The organism is Halomonas almeriensis (genome assembly GCF_030409235.1).
GTDB classification, from domain to species: domain Bacteria; phylum Pseudomonadota; class Gammaproteobacteria; order Pseudomonadales; family Halomonadaceae; genus Halomonas; species Halomonas almeriensis.
In genome coordinates, this window is the sequence record NZ_JAUFPO010000009.1 from 618984 (window position 1) to 641739 (window position 22756).

Below are 22756 nucleotides of genomic sequence, written 5' to 3' on the forward strand. Positions count from 1 at the left end.
CCTTTCTTGGATGTGAAACATCAGCATGCAGGTATGAGGGCGAGGTTACAACCTCCCCCTCATCGTACCAGGCGATACTCAGGACTTGCGTTGCTTGCGCAGCGACTGGGTCACGCGGTCGAGGATCATCGCCAGGATGACCACGGCAATACCGGCCTCGAAGCCGTCACCTGGGCGCAGGCGCTGGATGGCACGCCACACCTCGCTGCCCAGGCCATCGGCGCCGATCATCGCGGCGATGACGACCATGGAGAGGGCCAGCATGATGGTCTGGTTGATGCCGGCCATGACGGTCGGCAGCGACATCGGTAGCTGTACCTTGATCAGTTTCTGTCGGCGCGTGGCACCGTAGGCGTCGGCGGCCTCGACCAGTTCCACCGGTACCTGACGGATGCCCAGGGTGGTGAAGCGAATCGCCGGCGGCATGGAAAAGATCACGGTGGCAAAGATCGCCGAGACTGAGCCGATGCCGAAGAACGGAATTGCTGGAATCAGGTAGACGAAGGCCGGCATGGTCTGCATGAAATCCAGTATCGGCATGATGGTGCGGTAGAGGCGCTCCGAAAGGGCGGCGGCGATGCCCACCGGCAGGGCGATGATCACGGCCACCAGGGTGGCAATGACCACAAGTGTCAGCGTCTCGATCATCGGGTCCCACAGCCCCAGGTTCCAGATCAGTGCCATGCCGGCGGCCGCACCGATGGCCAGACGCGTGCCGGCCAGCCACCAGCAGAGCGCGGCGATGATCACCAGCAGCGACCAGGGCGGCAACCACATCAGGGCATCATTGAGTACGTCGATACCGGTCTGCGTGACCCGGGAGATACCGCGCGTCACCACGGAATATTCGCTGGTCAGCCAGTTCAGGCTGTTTTCGATCCAGTCGCCGAGTGGAATGCGAGGAATATCGATAGCCATCATGCTTCTCCTGCCTGAGCGAGTTCATCCAGCACGGCGCCCTTGACCACCACGCCCTGAAGTTGTTGCCGGTCGTCCACCACGGCAATGGGGAAGTGATTGTCATGGAACATGGCGAACAGGTTGTGCAGCGGTTCATCGCGCTTCACGCTACGGAAGTCCTGGGTCATGGCCTCCGTGACCCGCTCCTTGCCCTTTTCGTGGGCCTGGCTGGCACTTTCGGCATCGATCAGGCCGACCAGGCGCCGCTCGCGGTCCAGGATGTAGATCGAGTCGAGGCTGTGCTCGCGCATCTTTTTCAGCGCGGTGCGCGGGCCGTCGCTGTCGCGAACCGTGGAGCGTACCCGACGCATGGCGCTCTCGGCGGTGAGGATGCGGGACTTGTCGACGCCTTCGATGAAGCGCCGCACATAGTCATCCGCTGGCTGGGTGAGGATCTCCTCCGGGGTGCCGATCTGTACCACCTCACCGTCCTTGAGCAGGACAATGCGGTCGCCGATGGTCAGGGCCTCGTCCAGGTCATGAGTGATGAAGACGGTGGTCTTCTGCATGCGATGCTGCAGGGCCAGCAGCTCCTGCTGCATGTCACCGCGGATCAGCGGGTCCAGAGCCGAGAAGGCCTCGTCCATCAGCAGCACCGTGGCATCGTTGGCCAGGGCCCGGGCCAGGCCGACACGTTGTTGCATGCCGCCCGAGAGCTGGTTGGGGTAGGCATCTTCCCAGCCGTCCAGGCCGACCTGCTTGAGCGACTTGTCGGCCGCCTCGCGGCGTTCGTCGGGCGCCACACCGCGCACTTCGAGGCCGAACTCGGCATTCTGGCGCACCGTGCGGTTGGGGAAGAGGGCGAAGTTCTGGAAGACCATGGAGAAATGCCGGCGGCGGCACTCCAGTAGCGCCTTATCCTTGAGGTCGGGAATGTTCTCGCCATCGATCACGATCTCGCCCTCGGAGGGCTCGATCAAGCGGTTGAGGCAACGGATCAGCGTCGACTTGCCCGAGCCGGAAAGGCCCATGATGACCAGCAGTTCCCCTTCGTGGACATCAAAGTCGATATTGGACAGTCCCAGGGTCTGGCCGGTCTTGTCGAGGATTTCGGGGCGCTTGAGTCCCTGGTCGCGCAACTCCAGCGCCTTTTTCGGCTGGCTGCCGAAGACCTTGCTGAGGTTGCGGACCCGAATCTTGACGTTTCGGTTGTCACTCATGGATGTGTCCTTGGTGGCTTTCCCTCTCGATTCCGAGAGGCGCAAAAGCCGGGTGAATGAAAGGCAGCTGACGTTGGCGCTGGGCGACGAGGTGTCGCCATGATTTATTCTTTTACTTTGCTATTATGTCTTTTTTATCAGTTAGTTATTTTTTGTTTTAGTGTCCGGAACGGGGCACCCTGTGCCCGCTTGAGGTGCGGAATCCAGCGGCAGCAAACGAAAAAGGCTACCGGTGGGACTGTCGTTCAGCAAGTACAGGGCGCCGTCGTGACCCTGTCGCACATCGCGAATGCGACCGATGTCGCCGTCCAGAATGACCTCTCGGGCCACGCCGTCGGTCGCGCCCCGGCTCAGGCGCACCAGCTTCTGACTGCTCAGGCCGCCGGCCACAAAGTCGCCGTGCCAGGCGTCAAAGCGTTCCGACGTGACCTGGGCCAGACCCGAGGGAGCAAAGCGTCCTTCGAACACGTATCGCGGCTCTCGCATGCCCGGTGCGCTGTCCAGGCCGATGGGCTCATTGGTGGCGTAGTCGCGCCCCAGGCTGACGACCGGCCAGCCATAGTTGGCGCCGGCCACCAGGTGGTTGAACTCGTCGCCGGTACGCGGCCCGTGTTCCGTTGACCAGGCCGAGCCATCCTCGGCGACTACCAGCCCCTGGGGGTTGCGGTTCCCCAGGGTATAGATCGCATCCGCCCGGCGCGGGTCATCAATGAAGGGGTTATCGCCGGGCGGCTGACCGAGCGGGTCGAGACGCAGGATGCTGCCGGCATGGTCGCGGCCATCCTGGGCACGGTCCGGCTCCAGGCCACGATCGCCAATGCTCATCAACAGGGTTTCATCCTCTCGCCAGGCCAGTCGCGAGCCATAGTGGCGGCCCGGCGGAGAAAAGCGGTTCTGGGTGAAGAGGTGTTGCAGGCCCGTCAGTCGTTGGTCCTCCAGCCTGGCGCGACTCAAGCTGGTGGCACTGCCGCCTTCGCCTGCCCGGCTCCAGGTGAAGTACACCCAATCAGCCTGGCCATTGTCGTCGCTGGCAAAGCGGGGGTGCAGGGACACATCCAGCAACCCGCCCTGGCCGCGGGCCGAGACCTCGGGCACTCCGCTCAGCCGGGTCGCGTCGCCACCGGCCGTCACCAGCTTCAGCTGGCCCGATCGTTCGCTGATCAGGAAGCGACCATCGGGCAGTTGCGCCAGGCTCCAGGGATGTTCGAACCCCGTCGCGATCGGCTCGAGGCAGAGTGTGAGCTGTCGGGTTTCGATAACGCTGGCAGCCTCTGCGCCGAAGCTTGCACACCACAACAGACTGGCCAGCAGGGGGGAACGAAAGGCAGGCATGAGGCCTCCGGATGAACTGAGTGTGGCGTTCAGTATAGGGGCCTGAAACCTTGGTCGCGCACCAGGCTCGCGACCTAGATCAGAATGGCCAGCAGTATCGGCAGATAGATCAATGACAGCAGGGTCGAGCAGAACACCAGGCTGGCCACGTACTCGGGCTCGCGCTTGGCGCGCTGGGCAAACAGGTAATTGAAGACCGCCACCGGCATGCTCATCTGCAGCACCAGCATGCTCAGCGCCATGGGCGGCAGGTCCAGCAGGCTGCCGATGCCCCAGGCGGCCAGCACCGTCAGCGGAATGCGCAACAGGCTGAAGCCGATCCCCGAGCGCAGGCTGCGCACCTGAATGCTGGCCAGAGAGATCCCCAGAGTGATCAGCATCAGAGGTACGGTGAAACCGGAAATCAGCTCGACGCTGTTGGCCAGCCACAGCGGCAGCTCGGTATCGGTAAGCAGCAGCAGTGTCAGGGCAATGAGGATGGCGTAGACCGTGGGTGTTCTGGCCAGAGAGGCCAGCGGATTGCCGCGGCTGCCCAGCATCGAGCCGAGACTGAACTGGAACAGCGAGACCGTGACCATGACGGTAATTGCTGGGGCACTGGTCGGCGAGGCGTCCGCCAAAGGCGACAGGACGGGATTAATGTGAAATAATACAAACGATAAAAATTCGTATTATTTTTCATAACCCCGAGTCAGGATCACCAGGAGACAACCCGCATGCCCCATCCCTTCGCCCGCAACCTGCTCGTCACTGCCGTGTCGGCCTTCAGCGCCTCCGGCGCCATGGCTCAGGAGGCACAGGAGCAGCAACTCAATGACGTCGTCGTCACGGCCGCCGGCTACGAGCAGCAGACCAAGAGTGCACCGGCCTCGATCAGTGTGATCACTCGCGAGGACCTGGAAGGCCATGCCTATCGTGATGTCACGGATGCCCTGCGCAAGGTTCCGGGCGTGACCATTACGGGGGGAGGATCTTCCAAGGACATCAGTATTCGCGGCATGGGCGCCAAGTACACCCTGATGCTGGTCGACGGCAAGCGCCAGGGTTCAAGGGAGACCCGCCCCAACAGCGATGGCCCGGGCATCGAGCAGGGCTGGATGCCGCCGCTTTCGGCCATCGATCGCATCGAGGTGATTCGTGGCCCCATGTCCTCACTTTATGGCTCCGATGCCCTGGGCGGGGTGATCAACGTCATCACCCGCAAGGTTCCTCAAGAATGGGGTGGTGAAGTTTCGACCAGCATGACGGTTCAGCAGGATTCGGATTCCGGTGATTCGCACAACAGTCGATTCCATGTCGCGGGGCCGCTGATTGAAGACCGCCTGGGCCTCCAGGTGCATGGCCAGTACGACCAGCGCGACGAGGACTCCATCATCGGGGGGTATGCCGATCAGCGTCTTGCCAGCGGCACCGCGAAACTGACCTGGACACCTGATGATATCAACGAGGTCGGCGTTGAAGCGGGTTACAGTCAACAGCGACGCATTACCAATCCGGGCGAGTCTGTTGCACTGGAGGGGCGCCGAGGGCCGAACGAGCGTTCCGAGCAGGAATACGACCGGCGTCACTTCATGCTGAGTCACGATGGCTACTTTGATTTTGGCAACACGACCAGCTACGTGCAGCAGGAAGAGATCGACAACCCATCGCGCGACATGAACTACCAGAGCACGGTGGCGGATGCCAAGGCGGTGATGCCGCTGGGCGATCATATCCTCACTGTAGGGGGGCAGTACGAGCAGCAGCGTCTCAAGGACGGTGGCAACCAGTCCGATACCTCCGATCTGAGCAAGCTGGAACGCTACCGCTGGGCGCTGTACGCCGAGAACGAGTGGATGATGACCGAGGACCTCTCGCTGACCGGCGGTGTGCGACTCAACGAGGACGAGAAGTACGGCAGTCACTGGTCGCCGCGCCTCTACGCTGTCTGGGACCTGGACGCTAGCTGGACTTTGAAGGGCGGTGTTTCTTCTGGCTTCCGGGCGCCGGACCTGCGCGCTACCAACCCGAACTGGGTCCAGATAAGTCGCGGCGGCAATATTTATGGCAATCCCGATCTGGAACCGGAAACCTCGCTCAGTCAGGAACTGGGGCTACACTATGCCGGCGACCATGGCCTGACGGGCGGGGTGACCCTTTTCCACACCGACTTCGAGGACAAGATCAACCGCGTCGTCTGCCCGGCCTCGGTATGCACTCAAGGGCCCAACCAGTTCGGCTCTGACCCGACCTATCGGCTCAACGTCGACGAGGCGGTCACCCAGGGGGTGGAGTTCTCCCTGTCCACGCCCCTTGCCGACAATCTGGACCTGAGTTCCAGCTACACCTACACCGACTCCGAGCAGAAGACCGGTGAATATGCCGGCGAACCGCTCAACCAGCTGCCCAAGCATCAGGTGACGGCCTCGCTGGACTGGCAGGCCACGCAACAGCTCAACCAGTGGACTCGCGTGACGTATCGCGGCGAGGAGAGCCAGCCCACGACCGGCCCCTCCCAGGGCAGCACGGTGGCGCCGTCCTACACCTTCGTCGACACCGGAATCGGTTACGACATGACGGAAAAGGCCACTCTCAATTTCGGTATCTACAACCTCTTCGACGAGTCGATCACGGAAGAAGAGTACGGCTATGTGGAAGACGGTCGTCGTGTGTGGCTCGGCCTGAGCGTCGATTTCTAGGCACTTTCGCGACACTCGGCGAACGACGCCCCGGCAGGACGTAAAAGGCCCGGCGCATCATGGCCGGGCCCGCAATGCCGTCAGTGTTCGGAAGCGAGTAGGGCAGGGTTACTGAGAGGCGTCTTCCACGCTCTGCTGCGTGGACTCGGCGGCTTCTCCTGTGGCATCGGCCGCTTCTCCTGTGGCATCGGCGGCATCACCGGCGGCTTCCTGCGTCTGCTCGCCTAAGGACTCCAGGGCACCGCCGGCCTTGTCGAGCAGGCTGTTGGCGGTGGATTGGGTAGTTTCCCAGGCGCTGCTGGCACCCTGTTTGGTATCCTGCCAGGCCTGCTGGAGGTTCTGCCGGGCCTCGCTCCACCAGGTGTCGGTGTATTCCGGCTGCTTGCTGAGCGCCTCGGCCTCGAGGTTGAGGTGGACCCGGTATGCGATGGTGTCCAGATTGTCGCCATTGCGTGTCTCGACGGTGAAGTCTTCCACGCCGATCACATACTGCTTCTCGCCCATGTCGAGCAGATTGCCGGTATCGACCACCAGGGCATGGAGGCGCATCTCGTCATTCAGCAGCACGTCCTCGACCTCGCCGATGGACTGGTGGTCGTCCGACCTGGTGTAGACGTCGGCATCCAGCAGCTCGTCGATGGAGTAAAGCCCCTGCGGTGCCTCCATGGCGTTGGCTGAAAGCGCTGTTGTGAACACCAGGCCGGCGCCGAGCAGGGGGAAACGCGTAGAGTGTTGAATCTTCTTGGCTAATGTCATGCAGGTCTCTCCGTGATTCTTGGTATCATGGGATGATATCGGCAACCATTATGGCTGCGCCGGGCCGCACAAGTTCCCGAAGGTTTCATCAGTCGGGCCAATGCCCCTGATCGACCCAGGCCTTTTTTACGCGCCAGGCATGCCAATGCTATATCTGCACGCTTCAGCGCAGCGTGACGTTCGGAGGAAATCATGACAGCTCGACGCTTGGCAGGGGTGGCCCTGTTGGTCACCACATGCCTGACGGCGCCCGCCATGGCCCAGACGCCCGAGGCGAAGCCGATCAACGCCGTGTCCACCACCGGCATGGTCGGGGATGTGGTACAGCAGGTGGGAGGCGAGTGCCTCGCCGGGAGCAACCTGATGGGCCCCGGGGTCGACCCGCACCTCTATCAGGCCAGTGCACGGGATGTCTCGACCCTGCAGCAGGCCGAGATCATCTTCTATTCCGGGTATTCCCTGGAAGGGCAACTGGGCGATGTGCTGGAGCGCCTAGGCGAGACCCGACCGACCATTGGCGTGGCGCCTGCCTCGACCGATGCCGACGAGCTGATCTCCACCCAGGATGAATACGGCCTCGACCCGCATCTGTGGATGGACGCCTCGCTGTGGTCACGGATCGTGCCGACCGTGGCGGACGCCCTGAGCGAGGTGCGGCCGGCCTGCGAGTCGCGCTTTCGGGACAATGCCGAGGCCTATGTCGTTGAGCTCGAGGCCCTGCATCAGTGGGTGGAGGAGAGCATCGCCTCCATTCCCGACGCCCAGCGTATCCTGGTGACCGCCCATGATGCCTTCAATTATTATGGCCGCGCCTATGGCATCGAGGTGGCTGGCATCCAGGGGCTCAGCACCTCGACCGAGACCGGCGTGGCGGATATCCGCAGGATGGCCGAGCTGGTCGTCGAGCGCGGGGTGCCGGCGGTCTTCGTCGAGAGTACCATCAGCCCGCGCACCGTACAGGCGGTGATCGAGGCCGCCCGTCAGCAAGGGCAGGACGTCTCCATCGGCAGTCAGCTCTACTCGGATGCCATGGGCGAGGCGGGCACCCTGGATGGCACCTATATCGGCATGCTATATCGTAATACCCGCCACATTGTCGAGGCACTTGACGGCGAGGTGGCGGCACTGCCCGACGCCCTGCAGGACTGGGCGCGCCGCTGGGACATCCCGGCATCCTGACCATATTGGCAGGCCCTTGGCCTGGCGACCCGCCACCGATCTACGGGAGAGCTTGCTGCGACCATGATCACGCCGCTCCATGAACCGGACCTCGCCCTGCATGTCGAGGACCTGACCGTCAGCTACCACAGCAAGCCGGTGTTGTGGGACATCGATTTCGACGTGCCGCCCGGCGTGATGGCGGCGATCGTCGGTCCCAACGGCGCCGGCAAGAGCACCCTGATCAAGAGCGTGCTGGGCCTGGTGCCGAGCGTCGCCGGTCATGTCACGCTGTTCGGGCGACCCTACCGCCTGCACCGTCGCCGGGTCGGCTATGTGCCGCAGCGCTCCAGCGTCGACTGGGACTTCCCGACCACGGCGCTCGACGTTGTGACCATGGGCCTCTATGGCCGGCTCGGCTGGCTCCGCCGGCCGGGGCGCGGCGAGCGGCGCGAGGCCATGCAGGCTCTGGAAATGGTCGGCATGCAGGCCTTTGCCGAGCGTCAGATCAGCCAGCTCTCCGGCGGGCAGCAGCAGCGCGTCTTTCTGGCCCGGGCGCTGGTGCAGAAGGCCGATGTCTACTTCCTCGATGAACCCATGGCCGGGGTCGATGCCACCACCGAACGTGCCATCGTGGATATCCTGCGGCGCCTGCGGGATGACGGCAAGACGGTGATCGTCGTTCACCATGACCTGCAGACGGTACGCAGCTACTTCGACTGGCTGATGATCCTCAATGTGCGCGTCATCGCTCAGGGCCGGGTGGAAGATGTGTATACCGCCGACAACCTGCGCAGCGCCTACGGCGGCCAGATAGCTCTGCTCGATCAGGCCTCGCTGGTGGCGCCTGACGGTCATGACGAGACGGCGGAGAGCTGATGTCGCCACTCGAGTTGATTCGCGATCACACCATCCAGAATGTCGTCATCGGCGCTGCCCTGCTGGGGCTGATCAGCGGCGTGCTGGGCAGCTTTGCGGTACTGCGCAAGCAGAGCCTGCTCGGCGATACCATGTCGCATGCCGCCCTGCCCGGGGTGTGCATCGGCTTCTTGCTCGCCGGTGCACGGGAGATGGGCTTTCTCCTGCTAGGGGCGCTGGCCACGGGCGCCCTGGCCGCGCTGGTTATGTTGATGCTGACCCGCAACAGTCGCCTCAAGACCGATGCCGCCCTGGGCATTGCCCTGAGTACCTTCTTCGCCCTGGGCGTGGTGCTGCTGACGTACATCCAGAACCAGAACAACGCCGCCCAGGGCGGGCTGGACGCCTTCCTCTTCGGGCAGGCGGCGGCAACACTGCGCGGCGACCTGTGGATCATGGGTGGCGTCACCCTGGTGGCGCTGGCGCTGGTCACGGCATTCTGGAAGGAATTCAAGCTGGTTTCCTTCGACCCGCAGTTTGCTGCCTCGCTCGGCATGCCGGTGATGTGGCTCGAAGTCCTGCTCACGGTGATGATTGCCCTGGCGGTGGTGGTCGGGCTGCAGATGGTCGGCGTGGTGCTTATGGCGGCCATGATCATCGCCCCGGCGGTGGCGGCACGCCAGTGGAGCCACCGGCTGGAAAGCATGGTGCTGCTGGCCGCCGTCATCGGTGTCGCCGGAGGCTTGTTCGGTGCCCTGTTGAGCGCGCTCTCGCGGGGCCTGGCCACGGGGCCGCTGATTATCCTGAGTGTCTCCAGCGTGGTGCTGGTCTCGCTGCTGTTGGCGCCCGGACGCGGCTTCGTCTGGGAGGGCATTCGCCTCTGGCAGGGGCGTCGTCGGCTGCGCCACCAACAGGTGCTGACCACCCTGTACCGCCTGGCCCTGCATCATGACGACCCGGCCTATCGTTCCGAGCAGGGCATGCTCGATACCTATCACGGCCATCACACGCGCAAGGCGTTGCGTCAGTTGCTGCAACGCGGTCTGGTCGAATGGCGTTCGGCCCCGCCGGAGGAGCCGCGCGGTGCCAAGCACTGGGTGTTGACCCCGCGCGGGCGGGACGAGGCCGAGCGCATCCTCGACTCGCTGGGCAGGGGGGATGACTGATGCTGGCCGCACTCTTCGATAACGCCGCCCTGATGATCATTCTGGTGGGGGCCCTGGTCGGCATCGCCTCCACCCTGGTGGGTACCTTTCTTGTGCTGCGTGGCGTCAGCATGCTCTCCGATGCCATCGGCCACTCCATCGTCTTCGGTATCGTCATCGTCTGGCTGATCACCCACCAGCAGAGCGGCCCCGTGCAGATCATCGGCGCGGCCCTCACGGGCTTGCTGACGGTCTTTCTCACCGAGCTGCTGGTCAGCACCCGGCGGGTCAAGAAGGATGCCGCCATCGGCCTGGTGTTTCCGGTGCTGTTCTCCGCCGGGGTGCTGCTGATCAACCTCTATGCCCGGGATGTGCATATCGACACCCATACGGTGCTGCTCGGCGAGATCGGCTTTGTGTGGCTGGATACCCTGACCCTCGGCGACTACCGCGTCCCCCAGGCGCTGGTGTGGATGGGCGCGATGACGCTGATCAATGGCGCCTTCGTGACGCTCTTCTACAAGGAGCTCAAGATCGCCACCTTCGACGAAGCACTGGCCAAGGCCCTGGGGATGGCCCCGGGCCTGCTGTTCTACGTGCTCCTGCTGCTGACCAGCGGCACCGCGGTGGCGGCCTTCGACGCCGTGGGGGCGGTGCTGTTCGTCGCCTTCGTCATCGTGCCGCCGGCCACGGGTTACCTGCTTACCGACCGCCTGTGGATGATGTTCATCCACGGCTCGCTGGTGTCCATCGCCTCCAGCATCTCGGGCTACTGGCTGGCGGTGTTCTGGAATGTCTCGATCGGCGGCATGATGGCGGTGATGACCGGGGTCTTTTTGCTGCTGGCCTTCCTGCTCGGGCCGCGCTACGGCATGGTCGCCCAGGTACTGCGGCGTCGCGGACAGCGGCGGGTCAACGAGATCCGCACCCTGGCGGTGCACCTCTACAACCACGAGGACGGCCCGGAGCAGTGGGCGGAAAACGTCACCCGTGCGCTGCGCGACCACCTGCTGTGGGACAACGCCAAGGCCAACCGGGTCGTCGCGCGCAGCCGCGAGCAGGGCCTGGTGGAATGCCGCGGCCAGAGCCTGGTGCTTACCGAGGCCGGCCGCGACATGGCCCGGGAAATTCTCGAACCCACGCGCAATGGCACGGGTTCGCTGACGACGACGGCAACCTGAACCCCGCTCAAGCCGAGGGCGTTGCGGCCTCGCGGATCTCGGTGGCGCGCCTGCTGGCGGTCAGATCCCCAGCGGCGAGGCGCTGTCGGTCGTTTCCGTCTCGCTCCCGGGGCCGTTCAGCAAGGGCAGGGCGTTGCGCTCGGCCGGGTCGCTGAGCAGCAGGCTCAGGCCCAGCAGCAGAATCAGCACACCGCCGGCGAGCGCGACCCCGCCTACCAGCCGCTTCCACCAGGCGCCCCGCATCGAGCCCGCCAGGCGTTTTTCCGCCCAGTCGCGTGCCATGACACTCAACAGGGCCAGGGCCGATACCGTCAGGGCGGTGCCCACCGCCATGCTCAGCGTGGCCAGCACGCCCACCCAGTAATGGCCCAGCAGCGAAGCGGCACCCATCATCAGCACCGCACCGCTGCAGGGGCGCATGCCGATGGAGGCCACCGTGAGCAGGGCGCTGCGCCAGTCGCTGGCGTCCGCGGGTGTCACATGGTGCGCACAGTCGCAGTCGTCGTGCCCATGATGAACCGCGTGGTCGGCGTGGTCATGATGCGTCGCATGAGGCGGCGTTGCCGGGCGTGCGGCGCTGCGCCATTGTCGCAGGGCGCGCCAGCACAGCCAGACCCCCAGCAGCATGATGGCCAGGTAGCTGGCACGCTCGACCCAGATCACCGAGTCAACCGCCGTTCGGGTCAGCCAGCCCAGGCCATGCACCAGCAGCGTGACCAGGGCGATGGCCACCAGCGCCTGGAGCAGGGCGGCCGCGCAGGAAAGGCCGAGGGCGCGACGCCAGGCGCCGCCCTGGGTCAGCAGGTAGGTACTGAGCACCGCCTTGCCATGCCCCGGGCCCGCTGCATGAAAGACCCCGTAGCCGAAACTCAGGCCGAGCAACACGCTCCAGGTGTGCAGCGAAGGCGCTCCGCTCAGTTCGCTGATGGCCAGGGTCAGGCCACGGTGCAGATCGCGCTGCCAACTGATGATCTGCAGGCTGAGCGACTGGCCATGGGCGTGGACCAGCAGGACCACGACCGCCAGGGCCAGCAGCCCGGCCAGCGTCGACCAGGCCAGAAGGCGCGGGCGTCGTTCGATGATGTCGTGCATGTCAGGCTCCAGGGGCTATTCAGCTCGACGAGCAGCTCACTTCACCGGTCTCGGCGAAGAAGCGGCCCAGGCCCTCCGGGGCCTCGTCGGTGCGATCCAGTTGCGCGGCCTTGGCCACCATTTCGGGATCAGGCTCGGCGCGGATGATGCGGGTGGTGCAGTTCGGGGTGTCGATGACCAGCGCATCGTCACGGGGTGTCTGATCCTCGTTGATCTCGTGGATCATCTCGATGTAGTAGCTCGGGTCATAGATGCGATAGCGCAGGTCGTCGCCTCCGGCGAGCGAGTCCAGCGGCAGGGGCTCGACGAGGGGCAGGCGGAAGTGGAATGCCACACGGTCGTCACGCGCCAGGGTGGTGTACTCCGTGACCTCGTCAAGCGCCACGGGCTCACCGGCATGACGCACCTCGGTGAAGTAGCCCTTGGGCGCCAGGTTGCTGCGGATCTCGCTGCCCAGCTGGTCGAGGCGGGCCTCCATGGGCTGCTCGCCCTCGGCGCTTTTCAGCTCTTCCAGCAGCATCAGGCTGTAGAAGGGGTCGAGTCGCCAGCGCTGGCGCAACGCTTCGACACGGCCCTGCTCATCGAGCTCGATGGTCACGCTGATGTCGGCCCAGACATGCGGATGGGCCGCGGCGGTGGCGGGCAGGAGTGCGGCCCCAAGCAGTCCGGCCAGGGCCAGAACAAGACTGCGACAATGATCAGGCAGGTAGCGGCTCATGGTGTGGCGCGTCATCCGGAATCGTGAAAAGCGCAAGCCTAGCAAGAATCCGGGCGTCGGACACCCGAGGGGCGTTCACCGGTCTGCAGGCAGTAAGCCTGAAGGCCAGCGAGCGCGACGCTGGCTGAAACGCCGCGCCGGGTGCCCTTGTGCTGGCAACAACGTCGATGCTAAGCCGATACTGTTCGCTTCCAGCTTCCAGCTTCCAGCTTCCAGCGGCTCAAAGCCGGCGTAGCCCCCACATGAAATAGGCGCCGCCGAGCAGCGAGGCGACGATGCCGGCGGGGATTTCCTGCGGGAACAGCAGCTGGCGGCCGACCCAGTCGGCAAGCACCATCAGCAGGGCGCCGGTCAGGGCCGCGCCGAGCAGGTGCATGCCGGCTCGCGAGAAGCCCAGCAGACGCGCCAGATGGGGCGCGAGCAGGCCGACGAAGGACAGTGGCCCGACCACCAGGGTGGCGGCGGCGGTGAGCAGGGCGACCAGCAAAAGCAGCAACAGCCGCGAGCGGTTGAGGTCGAGCCCCAGGGCGCGCGAGGTGGCGGCCCCCAGCGGCAGGATATCCAGCCAGCGCGCCAGCGGGCTGCTGGCCAGGGCGAGCAGCAGCGCCAGGCCCAGCACCACGAGGCCGCTGGTCAGGTCCACGTAATAGGTGGAGCCCGACAGCCAGGCGATGACCTGCTGGCCGCGCGGGTCGCCGCCGGCCATCACGATGGCCCGCACGCCATCGAAGGCGGCGGTGATCGCCACCCCGGTCAGCAGCAGCCGCTCGGGCAGCAGCCCGCTGCGGCCATTGAAGATGATCAGGATCGCCAGGCTGGCCATGGCGCCCAGGGTGCCGATGCCGACCAGCGTCAGGTTATCCGGTGAGGGCAGCAGGAAGATCGCCAGGATCAGGGCAATCGCGCTGCCACCACTGATGCCCAGCACCTCGGGGCTGGCCATGGGGTTGGCGGTGACGCGCTGGATCAGTGTGCCGGCCAGGGCCAGCATCACGCCGCAGCCGGCCGAGGCCAGCACGCGTGGCAGTCGCCACTGCAGCACGTCCCAGTCGGCGGGTGGCTGCCAGGACCAGCCACCGGCGGTCTGGCCGACCAGCAGGGCCACCACGCTGATCGCCAGCAGACCGATGGCCAGCCCGCCGGCCAGGCGCAGGGGCGCGTGATGACGGCCAGTAGGCGCCGTGGCACCGGCGGGTGGCTGGTCGCCACGCAGCTTGAGGCGCGGGATCAGCCAGATCAGCAGCGGCGCTCCCAGGGTCGCGGTGACGGCACCGGTGGGCACCAGACCGGACACCTGGCCGCTGTAGCGCTGCAGCAACTGGTCGGTGGTGGCCAGCAAGAGGGCGCCCAGCAGGGTCGACCACAGCAGTCGCGGCCCCAGGCGACGGGCGCCGGCGAGGCGCACGATATTCGGCGCCGCCAGGCCGATGAAGCCGATGACGCCGACCACGCTGACCACGCAGCCGGTCAAAAAGACCGCCAGTCCCAGCCCCGCCAGGCGCAGGTTGCGCAGGGAGACGCCGAGGCTGCGGGCACTGGCATCATCCAGCTCGAGCACGGCCAGTGGGCGCAGCAGCAGCCAGGCGGCCAGGGCGCCGAGGAGCAGGCGAGGAGCGAGAAAGGCGACGCCGCTCCAGTCGTTCTGGGCCAGTGAGCCGGCGCCCCAGATCAGCAGGCCCTTGAGCTCCTGCTGGTGAAAGAGCAGCAGCACGATGCCCAGGGCGCCGAGATACAGGTTGACCACCAGCCCGCCGAGAACCACCACCACCGGCGCCAGGCCACGCCGCCAGGCCAGGGCAAAGACCAGCCCCATGGCCAGGCCGCCGCCCAGCAGGGCCACCCATTCCCGGCCGACGACCAGCAGTCCCGGCGCCATTAGGGTGGTGGCCATCAGCGCCAGGTTGGCGCCGCTGGCCACGCCCAGGGTGGTCGGTGCGGCCAGCGGGTTGCGCAATACCTGCTGCATCAGCACCCCGGCCAGCGCCAGGCCGCCGCCGGCCAGCAGCGACATCATCAGCCGCGGCCACCAGCTGAAATGCAGCACCAGGGCATCCATGCCGGCATCGGCGCTGCCGAACAGCGCCTTCAGGCCAGCGAGCAGGCCGGCGGCCTCGACCAGGTTGCTCGATGCCAGCGCCATACACGCGAGGCACAACAGGCTACAGGCGATGCCCGGGCTGAGACGCAACAGCGGCGCAAGTCTGACGAGCCTAGCGAGCATCAGCGGCCTCCAGGGCAGTGGTGAGTTGCTCGGCGAAGCGTTGCGCCGAGGGCAGGGCACCGAAGCTCCATACCGGCGGCAGCACCAGCGGTTCGCCCTGACTCTGCCGTTTCAGGCCCTGCCACAGGCCGCTTTGTGCCAAGGCGTCGCGCACCCCGGCCGGATAGGGCTCGACCACCACCAGTCGGGCATCGAGGTCGGCCAGCTCCTCCAGGCCGACCAGCGAGAAGCCCCAGGCATTGGTGTCGCCGGGCCAGGCGTTCTCCAGTCCCAGGCGCTTCATGATCGCCTGATAGAGGCCGTTGTCGCCGAACACCCGCACATGGCGGGCATCCATGAACTGCACCACCAGCAGGGGCGCGACATCATCGGGTAATGTCCGCTGCAGTTCGACGAGGCGTGCCTCCGTGTCCGAAATCAACTGCTCGGCGGCCTCGGGACGGTCGACCACGGCGGCGACGCCTCGCGTCAGTTGGCGCATTTCCTTCCAGGTGTCCTGGCCCGGCGAGTACAGCGAGAAGTTTTCCACCGGGGCGATGCGCGACAGGCGTGGTGTCAGGTTGGCGAACATCGCCGAGGTCAGTATGCGGTCCGGGTCCAGATCGGCCAGCAGCTCCAGGTTGGGCTGGTTGCGCAGGCCCAGATCGCTGACCGACTCGGGCAGTCGGGGTTCGCCGACCCAGTCGTGATAGGCCTCGATCTGGGCCACGGCAGCGGGCGGCGTGCCCAGTGCCTGCAGGGTCTCGGCCAGGGTCCAGTCCAGGGTGGCGATACGCGGTGACGCCGCCATGGCCAGCGGCGCGCTAAGCAGCATCGCCAGCAACATCGTCAGCAACAGGGCGAGCCGCCGGGCGTGCCCGGCCACAAGCGGGCGAGGGCGAGGAGCGGGAGAGAGTCGGGGCAAACGGGTCATGGCGACGAGCGTGGCCTACTGAACGACGGCGACGCGATGATCGCCGCCGGGGTGCGACATGACGCGCATGGGGATGCCATAGATGGCTTCCAGGGTGGCGTCCTGCATCATGTCCCGCGGGCCGCCCTCGGCCAGCACCTGGCCGGAGTGCAGGGCCACCAGATGATCGCAATAGCGCGCCGCCATGTTGACGTCATGCAGCACGATGATCACGCCCAGGCCGAGTTCCTGGCAGAGCTTGCGCACCAGCGCCAGGACTTCCACCTGGTGGGCGATATCCAGCGCCGCCAGGGGCTCGTCGAGCAGCAGGAAGCGGCTGCCCTGGGCCAGCAGCATGGCCAGCCAGACGCGCTGACGCTCGCCGCCCGAGAGGGTATCGACCAGGCGGTCGGCGAAGGCCTCGGTATGCGTCAGGGCGATGGCACGCTCGATCTGGGCCTGGTCCTCGCGGGTGTGGCGGCCCAACAGGCCATGCCAGGGGTAACGGCCGAAGCCGATCAGCTCGCGCCCGGTCAGGTTTTCGGCACTGGGCAGATGCTGGGGCAGGTAGGCCACCTGGCGGGCGAATTCGCGATTGCCCCAGCTCGCCAGGGCGCGCTCATCGAAGTGGACTTCGCCGGCAGTGGCGGGTTGCTGCTGAGCCAGCAGCTTCAGCAGGGTCGACTTGCCGGAGCCGTTGTGGCCGATCAAACCATGCACCCGGCCCTGCTGAAACGCCAGATGCATCGGGTGGAGAAGCCGTTTACCACTGACTTCGAAGGTGGCCCCCTTGACTTCGAACATGCTCGTCTCCACATCACTATAAAGGCGCTCGATGAGTCCCATGGGTCCGGATCTCCCGGGCTCGATGTTCAAGCGCTGGCGTAGCGTAAAGCAGATAAGAATGGTTATCAATATACGCCTTGCCGGCTCGCATCGAGCCGATGAAAGAAATCTATGAAATATTGATAATCATTTTACGTTAGTGTCTGGGGACCTGATTTGACATACTCGCGTATGCCAAGCGTCGCGGTCCCGCGACCATTCATCAACGAGGAGGATGCTCACCATGCCGCATTCACTGCCGGAACTCGCGTATCAGTACGATGCTCTGGAACCCTATATCGATGCCATGACCATGGAAATCCACCATTCACGGCACCACCAGACGTACGTCAACAACCTGAATGCCGCTCTTGAAGGCACAGGCCTGGAAGAAGTGCCGGTGGACGAACTGGTCGCCAACCTGGACCGCGTGCCGGATGCCAAGCGTCAGCCCGTGATCAACAATGGCGGTGGCCACTCCAACCACTCCTTCTTCTGGACCGTGATGTCGCCGCAGGGCGGCGGCGAGCCGAAGGGCAAGGTCGCGGAAGCCATCAACAGCGAACTCGGCGGCTTCGACGACTTCAAGGATGCCTTCACCAAGGCCGCCCTGGGCCGCTTCGGCAGCGGCTGGGCCTGGCTCAGTGTCGACCCGAAGGGCAAGCTGGTGGTCGAGAACACCCTGAACCAGGACAGCCCGCTGATGCACGGCAACACCCCGGTGCTGGGTCTGGACGTCTGGGAACACGCTTACTACCTGAAGTACCAGAACAAGCGTCCGGATTACATCGCGGCCTTCTTCAACGTCGTCGACTGGGACGAAGTTGAGCGCCGTTATCAGGCTGCGACTGCCTGAGACCTCGTCTCCGGTAATCGCCTGAACGCATCACGCCCAACAGCGTGATGCGTGACATGAAGCGCCAGGATCGGCTCATCGCCGACCCTGGCGTTTTTGTGTGCGCACTCGATGGCCGGTCAGCGCTGCCGCCAGGGTGTCAGCCAGCGGGCGATGCTCGACCAGCCGGACGGGGCGGCCATGGCCGCTGGCGCGGAGAGTGCCTCGGTGGTGGCCTTGAGGGCCTGCATGATGGCGTCGAGATGATCGCGGCAGAACTGGCTGTTCATGGCGCCGGGGCAGTTGGCCAGCAGCATGTTGCAGTGATAGACGGCGATATCCAGAGGTTCGATGATCGTCGGCACATGGGCGGCGTGCCGGCGGATACGCTGAAGCTCAGCGTTGAGCATGCTCAGCAGACTGGTATCCAGCCAGCACGGTTGAGTGTCGTCATCCGCGCCGCCAATCGACTGATGGATGGCCTGGAAGGAAACGTACAGGAAGGTGCATTGATAGAAGAGTTGTGAACGCTCGGCTTTCATGGCGACACCCCCGGACGTGACAGACACGCATGATAATGAAAATGGTTATCAATTGATGTTGTGATCCTAGCCCGGATAGCGGGGCGGGTCAATGTGGGGGGAGCTGGAAGAGCGCGGCTGCGCCGTTGGAAGAGGGGGGAAGAAGACAGAGGGAAGAAAGAAGAAGGAAGAAGGAAGAAGGAAGAGTGCTATGTGGTGCGAAACGAGAAACGAGAAACGAGAAACGAGAAACGAGAAACGAGAGGCGGGACGAGAGGCGAGAAGCGGGAAACGAGCAGTGAGCAAACCCGATTCCACCCCGGATCCTCAGGATTGGGGTGGTGGCTCTTGGTTCCTGACCCTGGGGTTGCTCGCTACTCGCGGCTCGTTGCTCGCCGTAGGGGTTAGAACTCGTAACTGAGGGTGGCCTTGACGCTGCGTTCGGCGCCGAAGTAGCAGTATTGCAGCGAGTTGCAGGAGGCGACGTATTCCCTGTCGGTCAGGTTGTTGACGTTGAGACGGGCCATGACACCGTCCATGCCGGCGTTGGTGAAGTCGTAGCTGAGGCCGGCGTCGACCAGGGTGTAGTCCGGGACCTGTTCGGTGTTGGCACGGTCGGCCTGGATGTCGGCGCGGTAGCGTACGCCGAACCCGGCGCCGAGGCCGGCCAGGGTTCCATCGGCGACTCGATAGTGGCCCCAAAGCGACGCCTGGTGGCGCGGCGCATAGATGGCGCGACTGCCTTCTTCACCGGCCACATCGCTCTTGGCGTAGGTAATGTCGGTGAAACTGTAGCTGGCCTGCAGGCTGAGCTCGTCGGTGAGCTGGGTCTGCGCCTCGAGCTCGACCCCCTGGGACTCGATCTCGCCGATGGCCCGATACGGATCGGTGGGCTGCTCCTTGGTGGCGACGTTTTCCTGGGTGATGTGGAACATCGACACGCTGTAGCGATTCTGGGTTCCCGGCTGCTGGTACTTGAGGCCAGTCTCCCATTGCTCGCCTTTCATGGGCTGGAGCAGATCGCCCTGTTTATCGACGAAGCTGGTTGGCGTGAAGGAGGTGGAATAGCTCACATAAGGCGATACGCCATTGTCGAAGGCGTAGAGCAGCCCGGCGCGGCCGCTGAACTGCTGGTCGTCGAGCTCGCTGGTGGTGTCGTTGTGGTGCAGGGTGTTCTCGATGTTGACCACGTCATAGCGACCCCCCAGCGATAAGTGCCAATTGTCGAGCGACATCTGGTCCTGCACATAGACTCCGGTCTGGCTCAGTTCATGGGTTTCGTCATTGGTGGTGACGATATCGCTGCTGGGACCGGCACCGTATTTGGGGTCGAAGGCATCCAGGGCCGGGAAGGCGCCGGAGGTCCAGACCACGTCATTTTCGCGGTGCTGATAGTCGGCACCCAACAGCAGGGTATGGTCGAGCGCGCCCGTGGACAGCTCGGCCTGCAGCTGGTTGTCCAGCGTCCAGGCCTCCATGGACTCCTCGCCACCCGAGTAGTACCGGTTGAGCTCGGTATCGTTGGCCCAGCCGAAGCCGTAGACCTGGTTCATGGTCACATCGGTATTGAGATAGAGCAGCTTCTGGCGCGCTGTCCAGCTGTCGTTGAAGCGATGTTCGAGGTCATAGCCGACCATGCGCTGGGTGCGCTCGAACTTGTCGTAGGCGTCCTCGCCATCGAAAAAGTTGTTGTCGATCCTGCGGCCATCGCGGCTCTCCACGGCGCCCTCATAGGGCACGCCGGAGTGATAGCCGCCTTCCGGGTCCTGGTGCAGGTAGGCGTGCAGGGTCAGGCTGGTGGCATCGGTGATATCCCAGGTCAGCTGTGGGGCGATGGCCACACGCTTTTCCTCGACCGGGCCGAACTGGGTATCCGCGGCGCTGGCCTTGCCGGTGAGACGGAAGGCGACCCGGCGCGCGTCGTCCAGCGGGCCGGTGAGGTCGAAGGCCGCGCTGCGCTGATTATTGCTGCCGGCGCTGTAGCGGATCTCGCCGCCATGCTCGAATTCCGGGCGCTTGCTGGTCATCGATACCACGCCGCCGGGCGAGGCGCGGCCATAGAGCACCGAGGCCGGGCCCTTGACCACCTCGACGCTGTCCAGGAAGTACGGATCGACGACCAGCGAGCTGTAGGAGTTGGCGTCGCCCATCAGCTTGAGGCCATCGAGGAAGGTGTTGCTCAGGCTGCCGTCGGAGAAGCCGCGCAGCACGATATAGTCGTAGCGGTTGGAGGCACCGACCTGGTTGGCGTAGACGCCGGCGGTATAGCCCAGGGCGCGCTGTACCGTCTCGGCGCCTTTCTGCTCCCAGTCCTCACGGTCGACCTGTGAAGTGGCCTGGGGCGTCTCGTTGAAGGGTGTTTCGGTCTTGGTGGCGACCGTGCCGGTCACCGTCACGGCGTCGAGCCGTTCGGCCTGCTGGGCGAGGGCATTCAGGCTGGTGGCGGTGCCGGCGAGGGCGATGGCCAGTGCCAGAGGTGTGGGTCGTGTCATGCGAGGCATCCTGTCGAGCGGGACATGGGCAATTCATGACGAATGCGTTTCGTCTATTCAAGTAATGAGAATTATTGCTTTTTCTGTCCTGCTCGTTGTATGCCGGCTGCTCAAGTGGCTATGCGGGATGCTCAACGTGCCGGTTCGGGGGAACTCGACGCCCCTGCCGCGATACCCCGGGCCGCCTCGGGGCAAGCGCCGCCCGGGGTGACGTCACGCGGGGAAAAACCGAAATAGCGCCGGAATGCCGTGGCAAGGTTGCTGGCGTGACGGTAGCCGCAGAAATGCGCGGCCTGCTGCACGCTGAAGCCCTGTTCCAGGTAGTGCCGCGCCTGGCTCAGGCGGAACTCGAGCAGCTCGCCGAAGACGCTCTGGCCGAAGGCGGCGCGGTACTTGCGGCGCAGGCTGGCCGGACTCATCGAGGCCTGGGCGGCGAGGGTCGCCAGGCGATGGTCCTCGGCCGGGGCCTGACGCAGGGTCTCGCGCACGCGCTCCAGGCGCTGGCGTTCGCCGGGCGCCGCCATCGAGCCGGTCCTTGAAGGCGTCGCCCCCGGCAGGCCATGGGCCAGCAGCTGCAGGCTCAGGCCCTCCAGCTGCAGGCGCTGGGCCAGGCCCGACATGGGGTGAGTGATGGCATCGTCCAGTGTGGTCTGCAGGCTGGCCGGTAAATGCCAGGCACGCATGCGCGAGCCCTGTTCGAGGGCCGCGCCATGGTTCAAGTCGCGCAGGCGCGACTCATCCAGTCCCAGCGTCACGGCACGAATGCGTTGTCCGGCCGGCTGGATGGCACATAGTCCCTGACGCGCCTCCAGCTGCACACTGAGCGCCATGCCGGCGCGCAACGTCAGGTGTTGATCACCCAGGCTGACCTCGGCCTGGCCCTTGAGCATGACGATGATGGTCAGGGGCGCACGGCTGCGTGAGCGCGAGTCGTAGCGCTCTAGTACTTCGATATCCGAGGCCACCAGTTGCATGCCGGGCCCGGGCTGCAGCTCTTCCACGCGACCCCGCATCACCGGACGCGAGCGCGCCTGGAGCTCCGGAAAGGAGTAGTCGATGCCGTAGCGTTGCCCATAGACCTTCAGGTCCCGCGGCGTATGGGCGCGTATCGGTGACTCTCCGGTCGGCGCCGGGCTGACCCTGGCATTCATCGTGCTGACGCTCCCTTTGAGGCACGCTCTTCCCGGCATTCCAGCGGGCAGTTGCCGCAATAGCCCAGTTCGTCGATCAGGTAACGGATGCAGCACAGCCGGCGGACCCGCTTGGGCGCGCCGCCATCGCCGTCATCATTGGCGGCATTGAGGTACCGCACCGGCTGACAGAGCGGGTTGCGGCGGCCGTCCGCCAGCTTGCGCGATGCCAGCAGCTGCTGCGCCGGCTCGGCGGTGTTCGCCGAGGCCATGGGATGCATGGGCACTGCCTGGGTGAAGTGCTCGAAATAGTTGCCGGCGTTGCTCCAGAACACCCTGGGCGAAGCGCCGGAACAGGCCGCCAGGCCCTCGACGAGCGGTGTCAGGTGGTCATCGATCAGGGTGGCGAAACGCCCGGGGCCGTCCAGTTCGGCCAGCGGTCGACCTTCATTCTTGAGGCACAGGCCGGCGATATGGCCTTCCGGCGCCAGGATCAGGCGCAGCTCATTCAACCCCAGGGGCAGGTCCCGTTCGAGCAGCAGGTTGGCCGCCAGGCTGGTGGACGTCACGGCGGCGAAGTGCCACTTGGTCCACAGCGACACCAGGGCGCGGCGGTCGCCGCCCGGATAACGGGCGCTGAAATCCGCCATCAGTGCCTCGAGCCTGGCCGGTTCCAGCAGCTCGGAGGCGGCGATGGTATCCGGCGCCTGGTCGTTCGACACCCGGGGCGGCGTCAGCTGCTCCATGGGCCCGATGTACAGCGATGACAGTGCGAGAGACATGGCGGACTATCCGAGGAATG

At 65.0% G+C, this 22756-nt stretch carries 19 protein-coding genes and 1 pseudogene; 6 read left to right on the plus strand and 14 right to left on the minus strand.

Annotation, left to right across the window (positions count from 1 at the left end; genetic code table 11):
* Positions 1–78: 78 nt before the first annotated feature.
* The 4 genes and pseudogenes from QWY74_RS09635 to QWY74_RS09650 all read right to left on the minus strand — a co-directional run.
* Positions 79–912, minus strand: coding sequence for an ABC transporter permease (locus QWY74_RS09635; RefSeq protein WP_264824393.1), 834 nt, complete (start codon positions 910–912; stop codon positions 79–81).
* A gap of 5 nt (positions 913–917) precedes the next feature.
* A complete protein-coding gene (locus QWY74_RS09640) occupies positions 918–2120 on the minus strand; it encodes a quaternary amine ABC transporter ATP-binding protein (RefSeq protein ID WP_264823884.1) in 1203 nt (400 codons plus the stop codon).
* A 141-nt stretch (positions 2121–2261) separates the two neighbouring features.
* On the minus strand, positions 2262–3452 hold the full coding sequence (locus tag QWY74_RS09645; protein WP_264823883.1) for a PQQ-dependent sugar dehydrogenase: 1191 nt from the start codon (positions 3450–3452) through the stop codon (positions 2262–2264).
* A gap of 74 nt (positions 3453–3526) precedes the next feature.
* Positions 3527–4048 (minus strand): annotated as a pseudogene (locus tag QWY74_RS09650) (AEC family transporter); the annotation flags it as partial.
* Between the two features lie 120 nt (positions 4049–4168).
* On the opposite strand from QWY74_RS09650, the gene QWY74_RS09655 reads away from it, so the two are divergent.
* A complete protein-coding gene (locus tag QWY74_RS09655; protein WP_290314213.1) occupies positions 4169–6130 on the plus strand; it encodes a ligand-gated channel protein in 1962 nt (653 codons plus the stop codon).
* Between the two features lie 108 nt (positions 6131–6238).
* Here the strand turns inward: QWY74_RS09655 and QWY74_RS09660 are convergent, their stop codons facing one another.
* The gene (locus tag QWY74_RS09660; RefSeq protein ID WP_264823881.1) at positions 6239–6886 is read right to left on the minus strand and encodes a PRC-barrel domain-containing protein; all 648 of its coding nucleotides are present in this window, start codon (positions 6884–6886) and stop codon (positions 6239–6241) included.
* A 192-nt stretch (positions 6887–7078) separates the two neighbouring features.
* Between QWY74_RS09660 and QWY74_RS09665 the strand changes: the two genes are divergently transcribed.
* The 4 genes from QWY74_RS09665 (at position 7079) to QWY74_RS09680 (ending at position 11228) form a co-directional block, all read left to right on the plus strand.
* The gene (locus tag QWY74_RS09665; protein ID WP_264823880.1) at positions 7079–8065 is read left to right on the plus strand and encodes a metal ABC transporter solute-binding protein, Zn/Mn family; all 987 of its coding nucleotides are present in this window, start codon (positions 7079–7081) and stop codon (positions 8063–8065) included.
* 63 nt (positions 8066–8128) lie between these two features.
* Positions 8129–8923 carry a metal ABC transporter ATP-binding protein gene (locus tag QWY74_RS09670; protein ID WP_264823879.1) on the plus strand — a complete coding sequence of 265 codons (795 nt, stop codon included), beginning with the start codon at positions 8129–8131 and terminating at the stop codon, positions 8921–8923.
* Entirely contained in the window at positions 8923–10068 is a 1146-nt protein-coding gene (locus QWY74_RS09675) for a metal ABC transporter permease (protein ID WP_264823878.1), read from the plus strand. Before QWY74_RS09670 ends, QWY74_RS09675 begins: the two co-directional genes overlap by 1 nt.
* Positions 10068–11228: a metal ABC transporter permease gene (locus QWY74_RS09680; protein ID WP_264823877.1), complete on the plus strand. Its 1161-nt coding sequence runs from the start codon at positions 10068–10070 to the stop codon at positions 11226–11228. The genes QWY74_RS09675 and QWY74_RS09680 overlap by 1 nt, the downstream gene beginning before the upstream one ends.
* A gap of 60 nt (positions 11229–11288) precedes the next feature.
* On the opposite strand, the gene QWY74_RS09685 is transcribed toward QWY74_RS09680, so the two are convergent.
* From QWY74_RS09685 to QWY74_RS09705, 5 genes are all read right to left on the minus strand, one after another.
* The gene (locus QWY74_RS09685; protein ID WP_264823876.1) at positions 11289–12320 is read right to left on the minus strand and encodes a nickel/cobalt transporter; all 1032 of its coding nucleotides are present in this window, start codon (positions 12318–12320) and stop codon (positions 11289–11291) included.
* A 19-nt stretch (positions 12321–12339) separates the two neighbouring features.
* Entirely contained in the window at positions 12340–13053 is a 714-nt protein-coding gene (locus QWY74_RS09690) for a DUF1007 family protein (RefSeq protein ID WP_264823875.1), read from the minus strand.
* A 205-nt stretch (positions 13054–13258) separates the two neighbouring features.
* Positions 13259–15259 carry a Fe(3+)-hydroxamate ABC transporter permease FhuB gene (gene fhuB / locus QWY74_RS09695; RefSeq protein ID WP_264823874.1) on the minus strand — a complete coding sequence of 667 codons (2001 nt, stop codon included), beginning with the start codon at positions 15257–15259 and terminating at the stop codon, positions 13259–13261.
* The gene (locus QWY74_RS09700) at positions 15249–16172 is read right to left on the minus strand and encodes an iron-siderophore ABC transporter substrate-binding protein (protein WP_435389147.1); all 924 of its coding nucleotides are present in this window, start codon (positions 16170–16172) and stop codon (positions 15249–15251) included. The genes fhuB and QWY74_RS09700 overlap by 11 nt, the downstream gene beginning before the upstream one ends.
* A gap of 15 nt (positions 16173–16187) precedes the next feature.
* Positions 16188–16955 carry an ATP-binding cassette domain-containing protein gene (locus QWY74_RS09705; RefSeq protein ID WP_264823873.1) on the minus strand — a complete coding sequence of 256 codons (768 nt, stop codon included), beginning with the start codon at positions 16953–16955 and terminating at the stop codon, positions 16188–16190.
* 265 nt (positions 16956–17220) lie between these two features.
* On the opposite strand from QWY74_RS09705, the gene QWY74_RS09710 reads away from it, so the two are divergent.
* Complete coding sequence (locus QWY74_RS09710; protein ID WP_264823872.1) at positions 17221–17832, plus strand: superoxide dismutase; 612 nt, start codon at positions 17221–17223, stop codon at positions 17830–17832.
* 119 nt (positions 17833–17951) lie between these two features.
* On the opposite strand, the gene QWY74_RS09715 is transcribed toward QWY74_RS09710, so the two are convergent.
* The 4 genes from QWY74_RS09715 to fhuF all read right to left on the minus strand — a co-directional run bounded on the left by QWY74_RS09715 (position 17952) and on the right by fhuF (position 22736).
* Positions 17952–18353: a hypothetical protein gene (locus tag QWY74_RS09715; RefSeq protein ID WP_264823871.1), complete on the minus strand. Its 402-nt coding sequence runs from the start codon at positions 18351–18353 to the stop codon at positions 17952–17954.
* 383 nt (positions 18354–18736) lie between these two features.
* Positions 18737–20824, minus strand: a complete 2088-nt coding sequence (locus QWY74_RS09720) for a TonB-dependent siderophore receptor (protein ID WP_290314214.1) — start codon at positions 20822–20824, stop codon at positions 18737–18739.
* 131 nt (positions 20825–20955) lie between these two features.
* Positions 20956–21975: a helix-turn-helix transcriptional regulator gene (locus tag QWY74_RS09725; RefSeq protein WP_264823869.1), complete on the minus strand. Its 1020-nt coding sequence runs from the start codon at positions 21973–21975 to the stop codon at positions 20956–20958.
* Positions 21972–22736, minus strand: a complete 765-nt coding sequence (fhuF, locus tag QWY74_RS09730) for a siderophore-iron reductase FhuF (RefSeq protein WP_290314215.1) — start codon at positions 22734–22736, stop codon at positions 21972–21974. Before fhuF ends, QWY74_RS09725 begins: the two co-directional genes overlap by 4 nt.
* Positions 22737–22756 lie beyond the last annotated feature (20 nt).

Excerpts from the sequence above, each read along its gene's own strand:
- QWY74_RS09670 (WP_264823879.1), top strand. The coding sequence starts at position 8,129 with ATGATCACGCCGCTCCATGAACCGGACCTCGCCCTGCATGTCGAGGAC.
- QWY74_RS09665 (WP_264823880.1), top strand. The coding sequence starts at position 7,079 with ATGACAGCTCGACGCTTGGCAGGGGTGGCCCTGTTGGTCACCACATGC.
- QWY74_RS09660 (WP_264823881.1), bottom strand. The coding sequence starts at position 6,886 with ATGACATTAGCCAAGAAGATTCAACACTCTACGCGTTTCCCCCTGCTC.
- QWY74_RS09725 (WP_264823869.1), bottom strand. The coding sequence starts at position 21,975 with ATGAATGCCAGGGTCAGCCCGGCGCCGACCGGAGAGTCACCGATACGC.
- QWY74_RS09655 (WP_290314213.1), top strand. The coding sequence starts at position 4,169 with ATGCCCCATCCCTTCGCCCGCAACCTGCTCGTCACTGCCGTGTCGGCC.
- QWY74_RS09720 (WP_290314214.1), bottom strand. The coding sequence starts at position 20,824 with ATGACACGACCCACACCTCTGGCACTGGCCATCGCCCTCGCCGGCACC.
- QWY74_RS09700 (WP_435389147.1), bottom strand. The coding sequence starts at position 16,172 with ATGACCCGTTTGCCCCGACTCTCTCCCGCTCCTCGCCCTCGCCCGCTT.
- QWY74_RS09715 (WP_264823871.1), bottom strand. The coding sequence starts at position 18,353 with ATGAAAGCCGAGCGTTCACAACTCTTCTATCAATGCACCTTCCTGTAC.
- QWY74_RS09690 (WP_264823875.1), bottom strand. The coding sequence starts at position 13,053 with ATGACGCGCCACACCATGAGCCGCTACCTGCCTGATCATTGTCGCAGT.
- QWY74_RS09685 (WP_264823876.1), bottom strand. The coding sequence starts at position 12,320 with ATGCACGACATCATCGAACGACGCCCGCGCCTTCTGGCCTGGTCGACG.
- QWY74_RS09675 (WP_264823878.1), top strand. The coding sequence starts at position 8,923 with ATGTCGCCACTCGAGTTGATTCGCGATCACACCATCCAGAATGTCGTC.
- QWY74_RS09680 (WP_264823877.1), top strand. The coding sequence starts at position 10,068 with ATGCTGGCCGCACTCTTCGATAACGCCGCCCTGATGATCATTCTGGTG.
- fhuB (WP_264823874.1), bottom strand. The coding sequence starts at position 15,259 with ATGCTCGCTAGGCTCGTCAGACTTGCGCCGCTGTTGCGTCTCAGCCCG.
- QWY74_RS09645 (WP_264823883.1), bottom strand. The coding sequence starts at position 3,452 with ATGCCTGCCTTTCGTTCCCCCCTGCTGGCCAGTCTGTTGTGGTGTGCA.
- QWY74_RS09710 (WP_264823872.1), top strand. The coding sequence starts at position 17,221 with ATGCCGCATTCACTGCCGGAACTCGCGTATCAGTACGATGCTCTGGAA.
- QWY74_RS09640 (WP_264823884.1), bottom strand. The coding sequence starts at position 2,120 with ATGAGTGACAACCGAAACGTCAAGATTCGGGTCCGCAACCTCAGCAAG.
- QWY74_RS09705 (WP_264823873.1), bottom strand. The coding sequence starts at position 16,955 with ATGTTCGAAGTCAAGGGGGCCACCTTCGAAGTCAGTGGTAAACGGCTT.
- fhuF (WP_290314215.1), bottom strand. The coding sequence starts at position 22,736 with ATGTCTCTCGCACTGTCATCGCTGTACATCGGGCCCATGGAGCAGCTG.